Origin of the sequence: Streptococcus atopicus (genome assembly GCF_049166725.1) — a bacterium.
Taxonomy (GTDB): Bacteria; Bacillota; Bacilli; order Lactobacillales; family Streptococcaceae; genus Streptococcus; species Streptococcus hominis.
This window is the reverse complement of record NZ_JBMHFC010000002.1, coordinates 231085-245336: the sequence shown is the minus strand read 5'-3', so window position 1 is coordinate 245336 and position 14252 is coordinate 231085. Positions and strand designations below refer to the sequence as shown.

General features: G+C 38.1%; 15 protein-coding genes and 2 pseudogenes. 5 read left to right on the top strand and 12 right to left on the bottom strand.

Going from position 1 to position 14252, the window contains the following annotated elements; genetic code table 11:
- A pseudogene (locus tag ACOMA9_RS02575) lies at window positions 1-137 on the top strand (IS982 family transposase); the annotation flags it as partial.
- Between the two features lie 115 nt (window positions 138-252).
- On the opposite strand, the gene ACOMA9_RS02570 reads toward ACOMA9_RS02575, so the two are convergent.
- From ACOMA9_RS02570 to ACOMA9_RS02550, 5 genes and pseudogenes are all read right to left on the bottom strand, one after another.
- Window positions 253-1446 (bottom strand): MFS transporter, encoded by a 1194-nt coding sequence (locus tag ACOMA9_RS02570; protein WP_330945412.1) that lies wholly within the window; start codon window positions 1444-1446, stop codon window positions 253-255.
- Between the two features lie 320 nt (window positions 1447-1766).
- Window positions 1767-3113, bottom strand: coding sequence for an asparagine--tRNA ligase (asnS, locus tag ACOMA9_RS02565; RefSeq protein WP_204972432.1), 1347 nt, complete (start codon window positions 3111-3113; stop codon window positions 1767-1769).
- Window positions 3114-3132: 19 nt separating this feature from the next.
- Window positions 3133-3488: pseudogene (locus ACOMA9_RS02560) on the bottom strand (VOC family protein).
- A 3-nt stretch (window positions 3489-3491) separates the two neighbouring features.
- A complete protein-coding gene (locus ACOMA9_RS02555; protein ID WP_151380314.1) occupies window positions 3492-4670 on the bottom strand; it encodes a pyridoxal phosphate-dependent aminotransferase in 1179 nt (392 codons plus the stop codon).
- The gene (locus tag ACOMA9_RS02550; RefSeq protein WP_106083375.1) at window positions 4667-5155 is read right to left on the bottom strand and encodes a cell wall elongation regulator TseB-like domain-containing protein; all 489 of its coding nucleotides are present in this window, start codon (window positions 5153-5155) and stop codon (window positions 4667-4669) included. Before ACOMA9_RS02550 ends, ACOMA9_RS02555 begins: the two co-directional genes overlap by 4 nt.
- 84 nt (window positions 5156-5239) lie before the next feature.
- On the opposite strand from ACOMA9_RS02550, the gene ACOMA9_RS02545 reads away from it, so the two are divergent.
- Both ACOMA9_RS02545 and ACOMA9_RS02540 read left to right on the top strand, forming a co-directional pair.
- Window positions 5240-5686: a MarR family winged helix-turn-helix transcriptional regulator gene (locus tag ACOMA9_RS02545; RefSeq protein ID WP_057489674.1), complete on the top strand. Its 447-nt coding sequence runs from the start codon at window positions 5240-5242 to the stop codon at window positions 5684-5686.
- A gap of 66 nt (window positions 5687-5752) precedes the next feature.
- Window positions 5753-6304: an NADPH-dependent FMN reductase gene (locus ACOMA9_RS02540; protein WP_003041996.1), complete on the top strand. Its 552-nt coding sequence runs from the start codon at window positions 5753-5755 to the stop codon at window positions 6302-6304.
- A 42-nt stretch (window positions 6305-6346) separates the two neighbouring features.
- On the opposite strand, the gene yaaA is transcribed toward ACOMA9_RS02540, so the two are convergent.
- Entirely contained in the window at window positions 6347-7078 is a 732-nt protein-coding gene (gene yaaA, locus ACOMA9_RS02535) for a peroxide stress protein YaaA (protein ID WP_330945411.1), read from the bottom strand.
- A gap of 113 nt (window positions 7079-7191) precedes the next feature.
- On the opposite strand from yaaA, the gene ACOMA9_RS02530 reads away from it, so the two are divergent.
- Window positions 7192-7650 (top strand): DUF1836 domain-containing protein, encoded by a 459-nt coding sequence (locus ACOMA9_RS02530; protein ID WP_330945410.1) that lies wholly within the window; start codon window positions 7192-7194, stop codon window positions 7648-7650.
- Window positions 7634-8281 carry a PAQR family membrane homeostasis protein TrhA gene (gene trhA / locus ACOMA9_RS02525; RefSeq protein WP_421424562.1) on the top strand — a complete coding sequence of 216 codons (648 nt, stop codon included), beginning with the start codon at window positions 7634-7636 and terminating at the stop codon, window positions 8279-8281. The genes ACOMA9_RS02530 and trhA overlap by 17 nt, the downstream gene beginning before the upstream one ends.
- Window positions 8282-8390: 109 nt before the next feature.
- Here trhA and ACOMA9_RS02520 read toward each other — a convergent pair whose 3' ends face one another.
- The 6 genes from ACOMA9_RS02520 to deoC all read right to left on the bottom strand — a co-directional run bounded on the left by ACOMA9_RS02520 (window position 8391) and on the right by deoC (window position 14245).
- On the bottom strand, window positions 8391-9347 hold the full coding sequence (locus ACOMA9_RS02520; protein ID WP_003024372.1) for an ABC transporter permease: 957 nt from the start codon (window positions 9345-9347) through the stop codon (window positions 8391-8393).
- 1 nt (window position 9348) lies between these two features.
- A complete protein-coding gene (locus ACOMA9_RS02515) occupies window positions 9349-10413 on the bottom strand; it encodes an ABC transporter permease (RefSeq protein ID WP_421424559.1) in 1065 nt (354 codons plus the stop codon).
- Entirely contained in the window at window positions 10406-11941 is a 1536-nt protein-coding gene (locus ACOMA9_RS02510; protein WP_003024370.1) for an ABC transporter ATP-binding protein, read from the bottom strand. The genes ACOMA9_RS02515 and ACOMA9_RS02510 overlap by 8 nt, the downstream gene beginning before the upstream one ends.
- 136 nt (window positions 11942-12077) lie before the next feature.
- Window positions 12078-13133 carry a BMP family lipoprotein gene (locus ACOMA9_RS02505; protein ID WP_003024369.1) on the bottom strand — a complete coding sequence of 352 codons (1056 nt, stop codon included), beginning with the start codon at window positions 13131-13133 and terminating at the stop codon, window positions 12078-12080.
- A 73-nt stretch (window positions 13134-13206) separates the two neighbouring features.
- Window positions 13207-13596, bottom strand: coding sequence for a cytidine deaminase (locus tag ACOMA9_RS02500; RefSeq protein ID WP_126467005.1), 390 nt, complete (start codon window positions 13594-13596; stop codon window positions 13207-13209).
- Window positions 13583-14245 (bottom strand): deoxyribose-phosphate aldolase, encoded by a 663-nt coding sequence (deoC, locus tag ACOMA9_RS02495; RefSeq protein WP_126467007.1) that lies wholly within the window; start codon window positions 14243-14245, stop codon window positions 13583-13585. Before deoC ends, ACOMA9_RS02500 begins: the two co-directional genes overlap by 14 nt.
- Window positions 14246-14252: the final 7 nt, after the last annotated feature.

Below are 14252 nucleotides of genomic sequence, written 5' to 3'. Positions count from 1 at the left end.
CCATTGAAACGCGCTTTTCTGAGTTATGTGCTCTCTTTGATATGGAATACACCTTCGCCAGAGGAGTAGCTGGACTACAGTTGAGGATTGAACAAATCCTATTGGCTTATAATTTGAGCTATTTTGAGTTTAACTAGCACCACGGGTTATATAATTTTCCTTATATTTGCTGTCTTTATCATAAGCAGCAACAACTGATTGTATTCATTAAAAATTAGATATAAATCACTTCTGTAGATATTAAATAATGGGCTAATTTTTGATTGATTTCAATTGTTTACGAATCATTTGAAAAACAATCACTAAAAGCGGCGTTAGTAAGATAAGAACTAGCCCTAATCCAATAAAAGTCTGATCAAAGCCAAAACTGTCAATCAGCCAACCAACAATCGGAAAAATGATAATCATGCTTAAACTGAACATCATTGAAGCAACACTTAACATGGTCGCTCTGGCTGAACTTGGTAAATACTGTTGCAAATCATTGTAAAAAATCGGTTGGTACATGGCATACAGAGCATTTGTCGTCAAATAAACAAGTATATACATAAATGGTGTTCCCAAAAATGACAGTACATAAGCTGCTCCTGTTAAGCTGACAACTACTGGAAAAATCCGAAAAGAATGCCATGTTTTCCCAATCTTACTGGCAAGAGAAACTGCCAAAATATTTAAGACGCTACCAATCAACATAACTGTCGAAATCTGCCATCCTGCCAAGTCTGGCAATTGCTTTTGATAGTAAAAGTAAAACATGCACATTATTGTTCCAACAAATTGAAAAATCATCATCCATGTAAAAAGACTGGGATTATTTTTCATCTCTTCTTTTACCGTCAGGATTATTTTCTTCATCGTGACCACTTCGTCATTTTTCTTTTTCATTGTCGGTTCTTTTATCAACCAAATCAGAATTAAAACAATAATAGAAACCGCAATCATGATATAATAGGGAATATACAAATATCCATGTACAAATAACCCCGCTAGTACCGTTCCTAAAGAGATTGCTGCCTCAGAAACACCTGACATCAAACTTGATATTTTCAAATAACGGTCTTTTAAACCAGCTTCTACAGCAGAGTCATATAACAGTGCAGAGCTCGTTCCTGAATCAAAGTTATAAGATAAAGCATTGATTATCATTGCCATTGCATATATCCAAAAATTCCCTTGCCCTGTCAACATTAAAATAGATGATAAAATGCTAGTCAAGCGGCTTACGTACAGATTGGTCTTATAAGAAAATCGATCTGCCAACATGCCTGACGGAATTTCAAAAACAATGCCTGTTGCATGAAAAATACTCTCTAACAGCCCAATTTGCAGTAAAGACATACCATTTTGACTGAGGAATAAAACCCAAAAACTCGTAATACCTAAAAATCCTAAGAATTCCACTCCTGCCATAAGAGGAATATTTCTTTTGTAACTTCTCCTAAACATACTTTTTCCTTTACTAAGAAGAAACCGAACTTTCCGTTCAGTTTTCTAACTTATTCATTTTTCATAATATTTCAATTTTAAAGAGGTTGGGACATAAGCTCCCAACCTCATGCATTTTATAGTTCGGCTTGCAAAACGCAGTGGTTGGTTGGATATCCTTATCCCTTGTTATACTGGTGATAACGGCTATCCTAACCAACTTGTACAGAGGTGGAAGTAAAACAGTCCAGTGGACTGTTTTAGGTCAGCAACTAGAAACTAGGACTTGCTGAAAAATCAAATTCTTCGAATGATTGATTTCTATCCCACTCTCACATTTCCTAAGGTTCAATTCTGTGGAGCATACGTGGGAATGGAATGGCTTCACGAATGTGTTTCGTTCCTGCAACAAATGTCACCATCCTCTCCAAACCAAGTCCAAATCCAGCATGAGGAACTGAACCATATTTACGAAGATCTAGATAGAAAGCATAGTCATCAGAGTTCAGACCATTTTCTTCAATCTTCGCTAATAATTTTTCATAGCTTTCTTCACGAGCTGATCCACCAATGATTTCTCCATAACCCTCTGGTGCTAAAAGGTCTGCACAAAGCACACGTTCTTCGTTACCAGGAACAGGTTTCATGTAGAAAGCCTTAAAGCTAGCAGGGTAGTTCACAACGAACGTTGGCACACCAAAATAGTTTGAAATCCAAGTTTCGTGAGGTGAGCCGAAATCATCACCTCGTTCGATATGCTCATACTCTGCATCTTCATCATTTTCGTGTTCTTGTAAGAGGTCAATTACTTCATCGTAAGAAATACGTTTGAAGGGTTCTGCTACGTATTTTTTAAGAAGATCAGTATCACGTTCCAACACTTCAAGCGCATGTGGTGCACGATCCAAAACTCCTTGAATCAAAGCCTTCACATAAGCCTCCTGAAGATCAAGCGACTCATCATGAGTAACAAATGGATATTCTGCATCCATCATCCAGAATTCTGTCAAATGACGACGTGTTTTAGATTTTTCGGCACGGAAAACAGGGCCAAAGTCAAATACACGACCAAGTGCCATAGCACCTGCTTCTAAGTAAAGTTGCCCAGATTGACTTAGAAAGGCAGGAGTTCCAAAATAATCTGTTTCAAAAAGCTCTGTGGAATCTTCTGCTGCATTTCCCGATAAAATCGGACTATCAAATTTGATAAAGCCATTGCGGTCAAAAAATTCATAGGAAGCATAGATAATCGCGTTGCGAATCTGCATAATTGCCATTTGCTTGCGTGAACGCAGCCATAAGTGACGATGATCCATCAAAAAGTCTGTTCCGTGCTCTTTTGGTGTGATAGGATAATCATTAGACTCTCCAACGATTTCAATATCCGTCACGTCTAATTCATATCCAAATTTTGAGCGCTCATCTTCTTTGACGATTCCTTTTACTAAAACAGCTGTTTCTTGGTTCAAGTGTTTGATGATATTAAATTTATTCAAACCCTCTTCTTCACCAAATTTTTCAAGGAAATTTGGCTTGAAAGCCACAGCTTGAAAAAAAGCTGTCCCATCTCGTAATTGCAAAAAAGCAATCTTTCCTTTTCCTGATTTATTGGCAACCCAAGCACCAATCGTCACTTCTTCTCCGACATGATTTTTAACATCCATAATTGAAGTATATTTTGTTGACACGTTTTTTCTCTTTTCTATTTTATTTTTTATGATAAACAGCCTCAATGTTGTTCCCGTCTGGGTCTATCACAAAGGCCGCATAGTATTTTTACGTTCGCCAGGTGCACCATTATCCTTTCTTCCAGCAGCCAAAGCTGCTTGATAGAAAGCATCTACTTCTTGACAAGTTTGAGCACTAAAGGCAAAATGCATCGACTCTTGTTGACCAACATTTAGCCAAAAATCACCACCTGGATCCACATCTCGCGGTTCTGTGAAATTAACGACTTGCCCCGTATCAAATTGAAGGTGATAATTTAAAGGAGTTAAAGTGGCTTGATAGAAAGCTTTAGAAATTTCTAAATTCTTTACCTTAAGGGTAAAATGATCGATCATTTTTTAACCCTCCATAAACGCCTTGATACGATGAACGGCCTCTTTCAAGGTATCCATATCCGTCGCATAGCTCAGGCGAACATTCTCTGGCGCACCAAAGCCAGCACCCGTTACAAGAGCGACACCTACTTCTTCTAGAATAGCTGTTGTAAACTCTGTCACATCTGAATAGCCTTTCAGCTCCATTGCTTTTTTAACATTTGGAAAGAGGTAAAACGCTCCTTGTGGTTTCACCACTTCAAAGCCAGGAACTTCTGCAAGCAAAGGATAAATGGTATTGAGACGTTCTTCAAAAGCCTGACGCATGATTTCAACAGTGTCTTGAGGGCCCTTTAGAGATTCAATCGCCGCATATTGGGAAGCAGCGGTTGGATTAGAAGTCGTTTGTCCAGCCACTTTACTCATCGCTGCAATGATTTTTGGTTCTCCAACAGCATAACCCAGCCTCCAACCAGTCATCGAATACGACTTAGATACACCATTGATAACAATTGTCTGCTTGCGAATAGCTTCAGATAAGCTTGAAATCGGTGTAAATTCATTTCCATTGTAAACCAAGCGGCCATAAATATCATCTGCCAAAATGAGAATATCATGCTCTACCGCCCAATTACCTATCGCTAATAACTCCTCATCAGTATAAATCATTCCCGTTGGATTGGAGGGAGAATTGAGCACCAAAACTTTCGTTTTCTCTGTCCGAGCAGCCTCTAATTGCCCAACGGTCACTTTGAAATGATTGGCTTCCGTCGCTTGAACAAAAACTGGTATCCCTTCTGCCATCTTAATCTGGTCGCCATAACTAACCCAGCACGGTGCCGGAATAATCGCTTCATCACCTGGATTGATGACACTCATAAAAAAGGTATAAAGGGAGAACTTTGCACCCGTTGCAACGGTCACTTGATTTGGTTTAATCGTATAACCATAGTATTTTGCAAAATATGCTACAATTGCTTCCTTTAATTCAGGCAGACCACTGGTAACCGTATAAAAGCTAGCTCTACCGTCTTTTATTGCAGAGATAGCAGCATCTTGAATATTCTTCGGAGTTGGAAAATCTGGCTCTCCCAAAGTCAGCGAAAGGATATCACGACCTTGTGCTTTTAAAGCTTTTGCGCGCGCCGCTGCTGCTAAAGTTACACTTTCTTCCATATTTAAAACACGATTTGATAATCTCATAGTCCCTCCTTGCTGAGCAATGTTCCTGTTTCAAATCCAACATTATAATAAGTTGTTCCAGACTTGACTTCCCAGATTGGTTGCTCTTTTACATAGCCAAATGTCACTTTATCAATTTGTTTGGCACCACTCTCTTTAGCGATTTGTTTTGCTTTTTCTTGACTAATCCCTTTGGACAACTCATAAGTATAGATTTTATCACTATCTGCTTCTATCAAAACAGCAAGCTGCGTCTTTTTACGATTTTTCCCCAAAAGACTGTAATAACTTTTTTCACCGTTATAAATAGCAAAGCGATCCACTTTATCCAAATCTGCATATTGACGAGCAATTCTACTAGCCGTTACCTTAGCTGATTGGTAAGGATCCATAGATAGATTTAAAATGTAAAGGTAAGAAAAAGTGAGAACGGCCAAAACTATCACACTTCCGATAATATATTGCCAAATAATGAAATTTCTATCATTTTTTCTTCTATTTTTCACTCGTCCATTATACTATAAATAAGGACTTTTTTCTATCTTTTTCTAAAATTTGATTTTATTACTACTTATTGATAAAATACAGATATGGACAAACTAACAAAACTTTTTCAAGAAAATCGTCTTGATTTAAAAACAATGATTGTTTTAAATAAAGCTATTCGCACGATTCGACCTTTTGAAAATCAAGCGGCAAAGCAACACAAATTGACTCCAACTCAATTTTCAGTCTTAGAAACCCTTTATAGCAAAGGGAACTTACGCATTCAAGACTTAATTGATAAAATGCTTGCGACATCTGGAAATATGACCGTTGTCATCAAAAATATGATACGGGACGGTTGGATTTTTCGTACCTGTGACCCATCTGATCGACGTTCTTTTTTAGTCGGATTGACACCAGAAGGACGTAGTAAAATTGAAGCGGTTCTTCCAGAGCATATTCAAAATATCCAGCAAGGATTAAGGATTTTAACAGAGCAAGATAAAGAAGATTTGATTCGAATTTTAAAGAAATTTAAAGATTTGAGCTAATTTCTTGCTAACTAGTGATATTCGTTGTAACATAAAAAGGTACAAAAGAAAAGGAGAGTGACTTATATGTCTAAAAAAGTACTATTTATCGTCGGGTCTCTTCGCCAAGGCTCATTCAACCATCAGTTAGCTTCTCAGGCTGAAAACATTCTTGCTGACAAAGCTGAAGTTTCTTATCTTGATTTCAAAGATGTTCCATTTTTCAACCAGGATATTGAAAGCCCAGCTCCCGCGGCTGTTGCCAAAGCTCGTGAAGAAATTCTCGCTGCTGATGCTATCTGGCTCTTCTCACCAACCTATAACTGGGCAATTCCAGGAGTTGTTAAAAATCTCTTAGATTGGCTATCACGTGCACTTGACCTTTCAAACCCATCAGGGCCTTCTGCTCTTAATGAAAAACTTGTAACAGTTTCCTCAGTAGCCAATGGAACTTCTCCAGATGAAGTTTTCAAACATTATCGCAGCCTTCTTCCATTTATTCGCATGAAAGTTGTTGAACCATTTACTGGTGTTGCTGTAAACCCAGAAGCCTGGGGAACAGGTCAACTGACAGTTTCCGAAGAAAAACAAGCTGAACTCGCAGCTCAAGCTGAAGCATTATTGGCAGCTATTGACTAAAAACAACCCAAAACGGAATGATATTTTTACATCATTCCGTTTTTATTTATTCTCCTTAACAAAGACATAGGTATTTATCGTAGACAAATCCTCTCGGAAAGCAAAGCCTGCAAATTGCAATTGTTTGATTTCTTCTTTGCTTTTTACTTGGCTTTCAATTAAAGCTGTTAAAAATTGACCACGAGCTTTTTTAGAAATAGTTGAGTGAACTTTCAAACTTCCTTCTCTATCTTCTAAAAATTTAAACCGAAGCATCTTATCGCGCACAGATTTGGAAAACACCGTCTCAAACTCACTTGATAACAGAGACAAAATCATTTCCTCATCTGAAATAGCTGCGTCATAATCATTGCGCCAATAATTTTTCAAGCTTTTGCCAGAAATAGTACATTTTACTAAAAAATCCAAGCGATGAGGTGAAATCAACGCCATAACTGGTATAACACCATATAGACTAGAAGTGATGAACAAATGCTTGTCTACATACCTCAACTCTTGCTCCGTTAAGTGACTTCTTTTGATGTTTCGATACATAAGACCATCAAATAAATGCAAAGCTGGGTAAGTAAGAGCTTGCCCATTTTTTAATTGTTGAAGATGAATATACTCTTCTTCTGCACGTTCCAGACTAATATGATAGAAATCTGCTAATTCTTCAATAGAATACTGTGATAGACTAGCTACAATTATTTTTGTTTGCTCTGAAAGGAAACACTTGCCATGAGGTTTAAGGCTAAGATTCATTTCCTTTGCAGTTGGAATTAAAATTTTCATAATCTTATTGTATCAAAAGTTATTTTGCAGAACAAATGATTTTTCTCTTGACACAAGACATTTATTATTATATAATCTAGTTATTAAGACTAGATTATAAAGAGGTGGATATTTTGAAAATCACAAAATTCCCAACTTGGGAAGAACTACCAGAGTTAGATCTTTATCTTGACCAGGTTCTCCTCTATGTGAATGGTGTCAACGAACAAGCATTTCATAGCACAGATAAGCCTTTAACAGCTGCTATGGTCAATAATTATGTGAAACACGCCCACATTCCAAAGCCAATTAAGAAAAAATACAATCGTGTACAGATTGCTCGTCTGATTGTACTGACGACGTTAAAACCTGTCTTTCCAATACCAGATATTATCAAGACGATTCAACTTCTGGTAGACGGAAAAGATTCGGCCACTCTTTATAATGAATTCGTTAATTGCATGCAAGAAGAAAAAGCTGACACAGTCGCACCTGCTATTGAAGCAGCTTGCCAAACGGTGAAATTATTTCATCAAACAAAAAAATTAGCTCTAGCCTTAGACGGAGGTAAAACAAATGAATCAAACGCTTAAACTCAGCAAACAACTCAGCTTCGGGGAAGAAATTGCCAATGCTGTCACTCACGCTGTTGGGGCTGTGGTTATGTTAGTACTGCTTCCTATCTCAGCTATTTACAGCTATGAAGAACATGGTATGCTTACCGCTGTCGGAGTTTCAATTTTTGTCATCAGTTTATTTCTGATGTTTCTTTCTTCAACGATTTACCATTCAATGAGCTATGGTTCTACGCATAAGTATATTCTACGGATCATCGATCATTCAATGATTTACATTGCTATTGCGGGAAGTTATACGCCAGTCGTACTATCTCTTATGAACAATTGGTTGGGTTATCTTATTATCGCAATTCAATGGGGAACGACCATTTTTGGTATTTTGTATAAAATATTTGCTAAAAAAGTTAATGAAAAATTTAGCTTGGCACTTTATCTTATTATGGGCTGGTTAGTGATTCTGATCATTCCGCAAATCATTGGTCAAACGGGACCTATTTTCTGGGGATTGATGTTAGCTGGAGGACTCTGTTATACTGTTGGTGCAGGATTTTATGCTAAGAAAAAACCATATTTCCACATGATTTGGCACCTCTTTATCCTAGCTGCTTCTGCACTTCAATATCTTGCTATTGTCTATTTTATGTAAAACATTTTAAAAACAATCATTCTCTAAGTCGCTCTTCTTAGCAGAATGATTGTTTTTTTATCAAAAAAGCCAGGCTACTTTGAAAAGTAACTTGGCTTTTTGCAATAGTTTATTTTGATTTAATATAATTGACACCATCTGCTTTTGGTGCAACAGCTTTTCCGAAGAATGCTGCCAACACAACAATAGTCAATACATAAGGTGCAATTTGTAGGTACACAGCTGGTACATGTGATAGGAATGGTAATTGACTTCCGATAACGGCCAAACTTTGAGATAGTCCAAAGAATAAACTTGAAAGCATAGCGCCAATTGGATTCCATTTACCAAAAATCATAGCAGCCAGTGAGATGAATCCTGGTCCGATAATGGTTGTAGCAGCGAAGTTTACGGAAATAGATTGTGCATAAATCGCTCCACCAACACCGCCAAGAAAACCTGAAATCATCACACCGTAATAACGCATGAGATAAACATTGATACCGAGGGTGTCTGCCGCTTGTGGGTGTTCCCCTACGGAGCGCAAACGAAGCCCAAATTTCGTCTTAAACATAATGAACCATGCTAGGAAAGCAAATGCAACTGCAATATACCCCATTAAGCTGGTATGTTTAAAGAAGATATCTCCAATGACTGGAATATCTGATAATAGTGGAAAATTAAATTTACCAAATGATACTTGAATATTATCTGTTTGCCCTTTATTATAGAAAGCTTTTACCAAGAAAATCGCTAACGCAGGCGCCATCAAATTGAGCACTGTACCACTAACAACATGGTCCGCACGGAAATTGATAGTTGCTACAGCATGAATGAGTGAGAAAATTAGTCCCACAATACCACCGACTAAAAGTGCTAACCAAGGCGTTAAACTTCCAAAGGTATTCACAAAAGTAAGGTTAAAGACAACTCCTGAGAAAGCTCCCATAACCATAATACCTTCAAGTCCGACATTGACAATCCCAGCATGCTCTGAGAAGGCACCACCGATACTAGTAAAGATTAAAGGTGCTGCATAAATCAGCATAGAGGAAACTAACAGACTTAACATTGTTACAAAATTCATCTTATTTTTCTCCCTTTACTTTCGCTTGTTTTCTTGGTTTGATAAAGTGTTCAATGATGTAATGAATACTTACAAAGAAAATAATTGATGCTGTTACAATATTGACCAATTCCGCTGGAATCGTTGCGGTGTTCATACCTGGAGCTCCGACTTGAAGCACGGCAAATAAGAATGCTGCAAAGAGAATACCAATTGGTGAATTATTTGCCAGCAAGCTAACGGCCATACCATTAAAACCGACAGCTAGGGAACTTCCTTGTACATAGACATTTTGGAAAGTTCCAAGTCCTTCAACAACACCTCCGACACCGGCAAGAGCACCTGAGATAATCATTGAAAGGATAATTGTTCTTTTAGCAGACATCCCTGCATATTCACTCGCATTTGGGTTTAGTCCGACAGAGCGGATTTCAAAGCCAAGTGTTGTTTTTTTCAACATAAACCAGATAAGAACAACTGCAATGATTGCAAAGAAGATTCCGATGTTCATCCGTGAATTGTTTGTCAACGCTCGTAACCATTCTGTTTGATAGGTTGCATTAGCTCCAACCTTAACACTTGAGTCAATACTTTGCATAACACTTTTTGGGAAACTATGAATCATTGCATTTCCAACATAAAGAACGATGTAGTTCATCATAATCGTAACGATAACTTCACTCGTTCCCAAATAAGCACGAAGAATACCAGGAATAGCACCGATAATCCCACCAGCTACTGCTGCAATGATAACTGTAGCAAGAATCATAATTGGACGAGGAAGATTAGGAAATGAAAGTGCAAACCAGCCACTCAAAATCCAACCAGCTAAAGCTTGCCCTGGCAAGCCGACATTAAAGAATCCAGCCCGACTTGCTACTGCAAACCCAAGAGCAATTAAAATAAGTGGACCCATTGCACGGAAAATTTCACCAATACTGCGGATAGTCCCAAAAGCAGCTTTGAACAGCTCTTCATAACCCCAGATAGCATCATAGCCAAAAATCCACATGATAATGGCACCGAGTAAAATTCCAAGAACAACGGAAATCAAAGGCACCGCAATTTGCTGTGTTTTCTTAGTCATTTGAATCTCCCTTCTTAATTTCACCACCAGCCATCAAGATACCCAACTCTTGTTTATTTGTTTCTGCTGGGGTAACAATACCTTGAATCTTACCATCATGGATAACAGCGATACGGTCTGAAACATTCAAAATTTCATCCAATTCAAAGCTGACAACAAGTACTGCTTTCCCCTTATCGCGCTCTTCAATCAAACGTTTGTGAATATATTCAATCGCCCCAACATCAAGTCCACGAGTTGGTTGACTAACGATTAAAAGATCTGGATTACGATCGATTTCACGAGCAATAATGGCTTTTTGTTGATTTCCTCCTGAAAGAGCAGATGCTGGAACACTTTCACTTGCAGCCCGAACATCAAATTCATCCATTAACTTTCGTGCATAAGAAGTGATATTATTGTAATTCAAAATTCCATTTTTGCTTAATGGCTCCTTGTAATAAGTTTGCAGAGCCATATTCTCAGATAACATCATATCTAAAACCAAGCCATCACGATGACGGTCTTCTGGCACATGACTAACTTGCATTTCGGTAATTTTCCGCGGAGATAAGCCAACGACTTCTTTACCCTTAATGGTAATGCTACCTGATTTCACCTTTCGAAGACCTGTGATTGCTTGAACTAGCTCGCTTTGTCCATTGCCATCAATCCCAGCAATTCCGACAATTTCACCAGCTCGTACATCCAAAGATAAATTTTTAACAGCAGGCACACCACGATTCTCATTCACAACCAAATCCTTAATAGATAGAACAACTTCTTTTGGATTTGAAGCTTCTTTTTCCGTTGTAAAGGATACCGAACGTCCCACCATCATTTCAGCAAGATCTTTATTCGTTGCGCCACCAATCTCAACGGTTTGAATACTCTTACCGCGACGGATGACAGTGACACGATCAGAAACAGCACGGATTTCATCCAATTTGTGCGTAATCAAAATGATGGATTTTCCTTCCTTAACTAGATTTTTCATGATATGTTCTAGTTCTTCAATTTCTGAAGGAGTTAATACTGCTGTTGGTTCGTCAAAAATCAAGATATCTGCGCCACGATACAATGTTTTCAAGATTTCAACACGTTGTTGCGCACCGACTGAAATATCTTCAACTTTTGCAGTCGGATCCACAGCTAAACCATATTTTTCGGATAGTTCCTTGATGTCTTTGATTGCCTTTCGAATATCTAAAACACCATTTTTGGTCGTTTCACTACCCAAAATGATATTTTCAGCAACCGTAAAAGCCTCTACCAGCATGAAATGCTGGTGAACCATTCCAATTCCTAAAGATGCTGATTTCGATGGAGAATCAATTGTCACTGATTTTCCATTCACAGTAATCTCACCACTTGTTGGCTCAAGCAAGCCAGCCAACATATTCATCAGAGTGGACTTGCCCGCTCCGTTTTCTCCTAAAAGTGCATGAATTTCACCGCGTCTTAGATTTAAGTTGATTTTATCATTTGCGACAAATTCACCAAAAATCTTGGTTATTTCGTGCATTTCAATGACATTCTCATGTGCCATATGATTGATTCCTTTCAGAAATTATTTTATTTCAGTAAAACTCACTAAAAGATTAGCCAGCTTTACTGAGACAAAAGCTGTCTCAATCTCAAAAAAGCGACCCACGAAGGTCGCTTCTTGAGTATCAGGTTATTATTTATTCTGTAGGAACTTTAATACTTCCGTCAAGGATTTTTGCTTTTGCATCTTCAACAGCTTTTTTAGCATCATCTGATAAGTTCTTAGTTGTCAAATCTACCCCACCGTCTTTCAGACCGTAAGTTGTAGTTTTTCCTCCTGGGAATTTATCTTTTGCTGTTTTGTTAGCAATATCTTTTACAGTACCACCAACTTTTTTCAAGCTAGATGCCAAAACAAAGTTAGATTCTTTGCCGTCTTTAGATTTGTATTTACCTTCATCGTTTTGGTCGCGGTCAACACCGATAACCCAAACTTTGTCAGATTCATTTCTAGTTTCGTTGATAGATTTTGCTTCGTTGAATACACCAGCACCAGTACCACCGGCTACTTGATAAACAACGTCTGCACCAGCTGCATATTGAGCTGCTGCAATTGTCTTCCCTTTAGAAGCATCTCCAAAGCTTTCAGCGTATTTCACATCAATCTTAATAGAAGGATCAACAGATTTCACACCTGCTTCAAAACCTTTTTCAAAACGAGTTAATACAGCACCTTTGATACCACCAACAAAACCAATCATTTTTGTTTTAGTTGTTTTGGCTGCAGCCACACCAGCAAGGTAAGCAGCTTCGTTATCTGCAAAGAGTGCAGAAGCTACATTCTTTTGACCTTTAATTTCATCATCAATAATAACATAGTTAATATCAGAGTGATCCTTTGCAGCAGATTCTACTGCATTACGAAGAGCAAATCCAATACCAAATACTAATTTGTAATTGCTAGAAGCAGCTTGCTCAAGGTTTGTAGCGTATTCAGATTCGTTTGTAGATTGGAAGTAAGTAAAGCCATGGTCTTTTGTCAATCCATTTTCTTTACCCCAAGCTTGCAAACCTTCCCAAGCAGATTGGTTAAATGATTTATCATCTACACCACCTGTATCTGTAACAATTGCAGCTTTCAAATCCGTCTTTGCATCTTTATTATCTGATTTAGATGCACGGTTACCACATGCAGCAAGTCCAATTGCTGCGACAGCTACTAGACCAAGGCCTAGCCATTGTTTCTTGTTCATCTCTGAACCTCCTAAATAAGATGTGCAACAAACGTTGCAAGATTAACTATGGTCAACTGACCGTTTTTACCAACTAGTCTAAGTTAGTAAAAGAATATGGAAGTAATTCCTTGACCGTCATCACGACCGTCGATTTATCTTTGGCAACAAGTGTCACCTTTAAATCCTGAGAAAAAAATTCTGCCATTACTTGACGACAAGCTCCACACGGAGAAACGGGTTTTTGGGTTTCACCATAAACGATTAGTTCCTCAAACTCCGTAACGCCTTCTGAAATAGCTTTAAAAATAGCTGTACGTTCTCCACAATTTGTCAAACCAAAACTAGCATTTTCAATGTTTACGCCTGTAAAAATCTGACCATTTTTAGCTACTAGTACGGCTCCAATTGGAAAATGAGAATAAGGAACGTAAGCTTTTTTACTTGTCTCAATCGCTAGATCAATCAACTCAGTAGTCGCCACTAGCTTTTTCTCCTTTCATAATGGCTACACCAGAAGAAGCTCCGATACGCGTTGCGCCAGCTTCAATAAACGCAACTACATCTTCATACGAACGGGCTCCACCTGAAGCTTTGACTCCCATATCTGGACCAACTGTTTTTCTCATCAACGCCACATCATGAACAGTAGCGCCTCCAGTTGAAAATCCAGTTGAGGTTTTCACAAAGTCTGCACCAGCTGCTTTAGCCAATTGACACGCTACAACTTTTTCTTCATCTGTCAATAAGCACGCTTCAATAATTACTTTTACAAGTGTATCACCACTTGCTTCTACTACTGCTGCAATATCTTCTTCTACCAAAACAAGATTTTGTGATTTCAAAGCACCAATGTTGATCACCATATCCACTTCGTCTGCACCATTCTTGATAGCATCTCTTGCTTCAAATGCTTTCACAGCAGGCGTATTTGCTCCCAGTGGGAATCCAATAACGGTACAAACTTTAATATCTGTATCTCGTAATCCTTCTGCTGCAAAGCTGACCCAAGTTGGATTGACACAAACACTTGCAAAATCATATTCTCTTGCTTCTTCAATCAATTTTTCAATTTGCTCTTGTTGAGCATCTGGTTTCAAAAGCGTATGATCGATGTATTTATTTAACTTCATTTTCGGT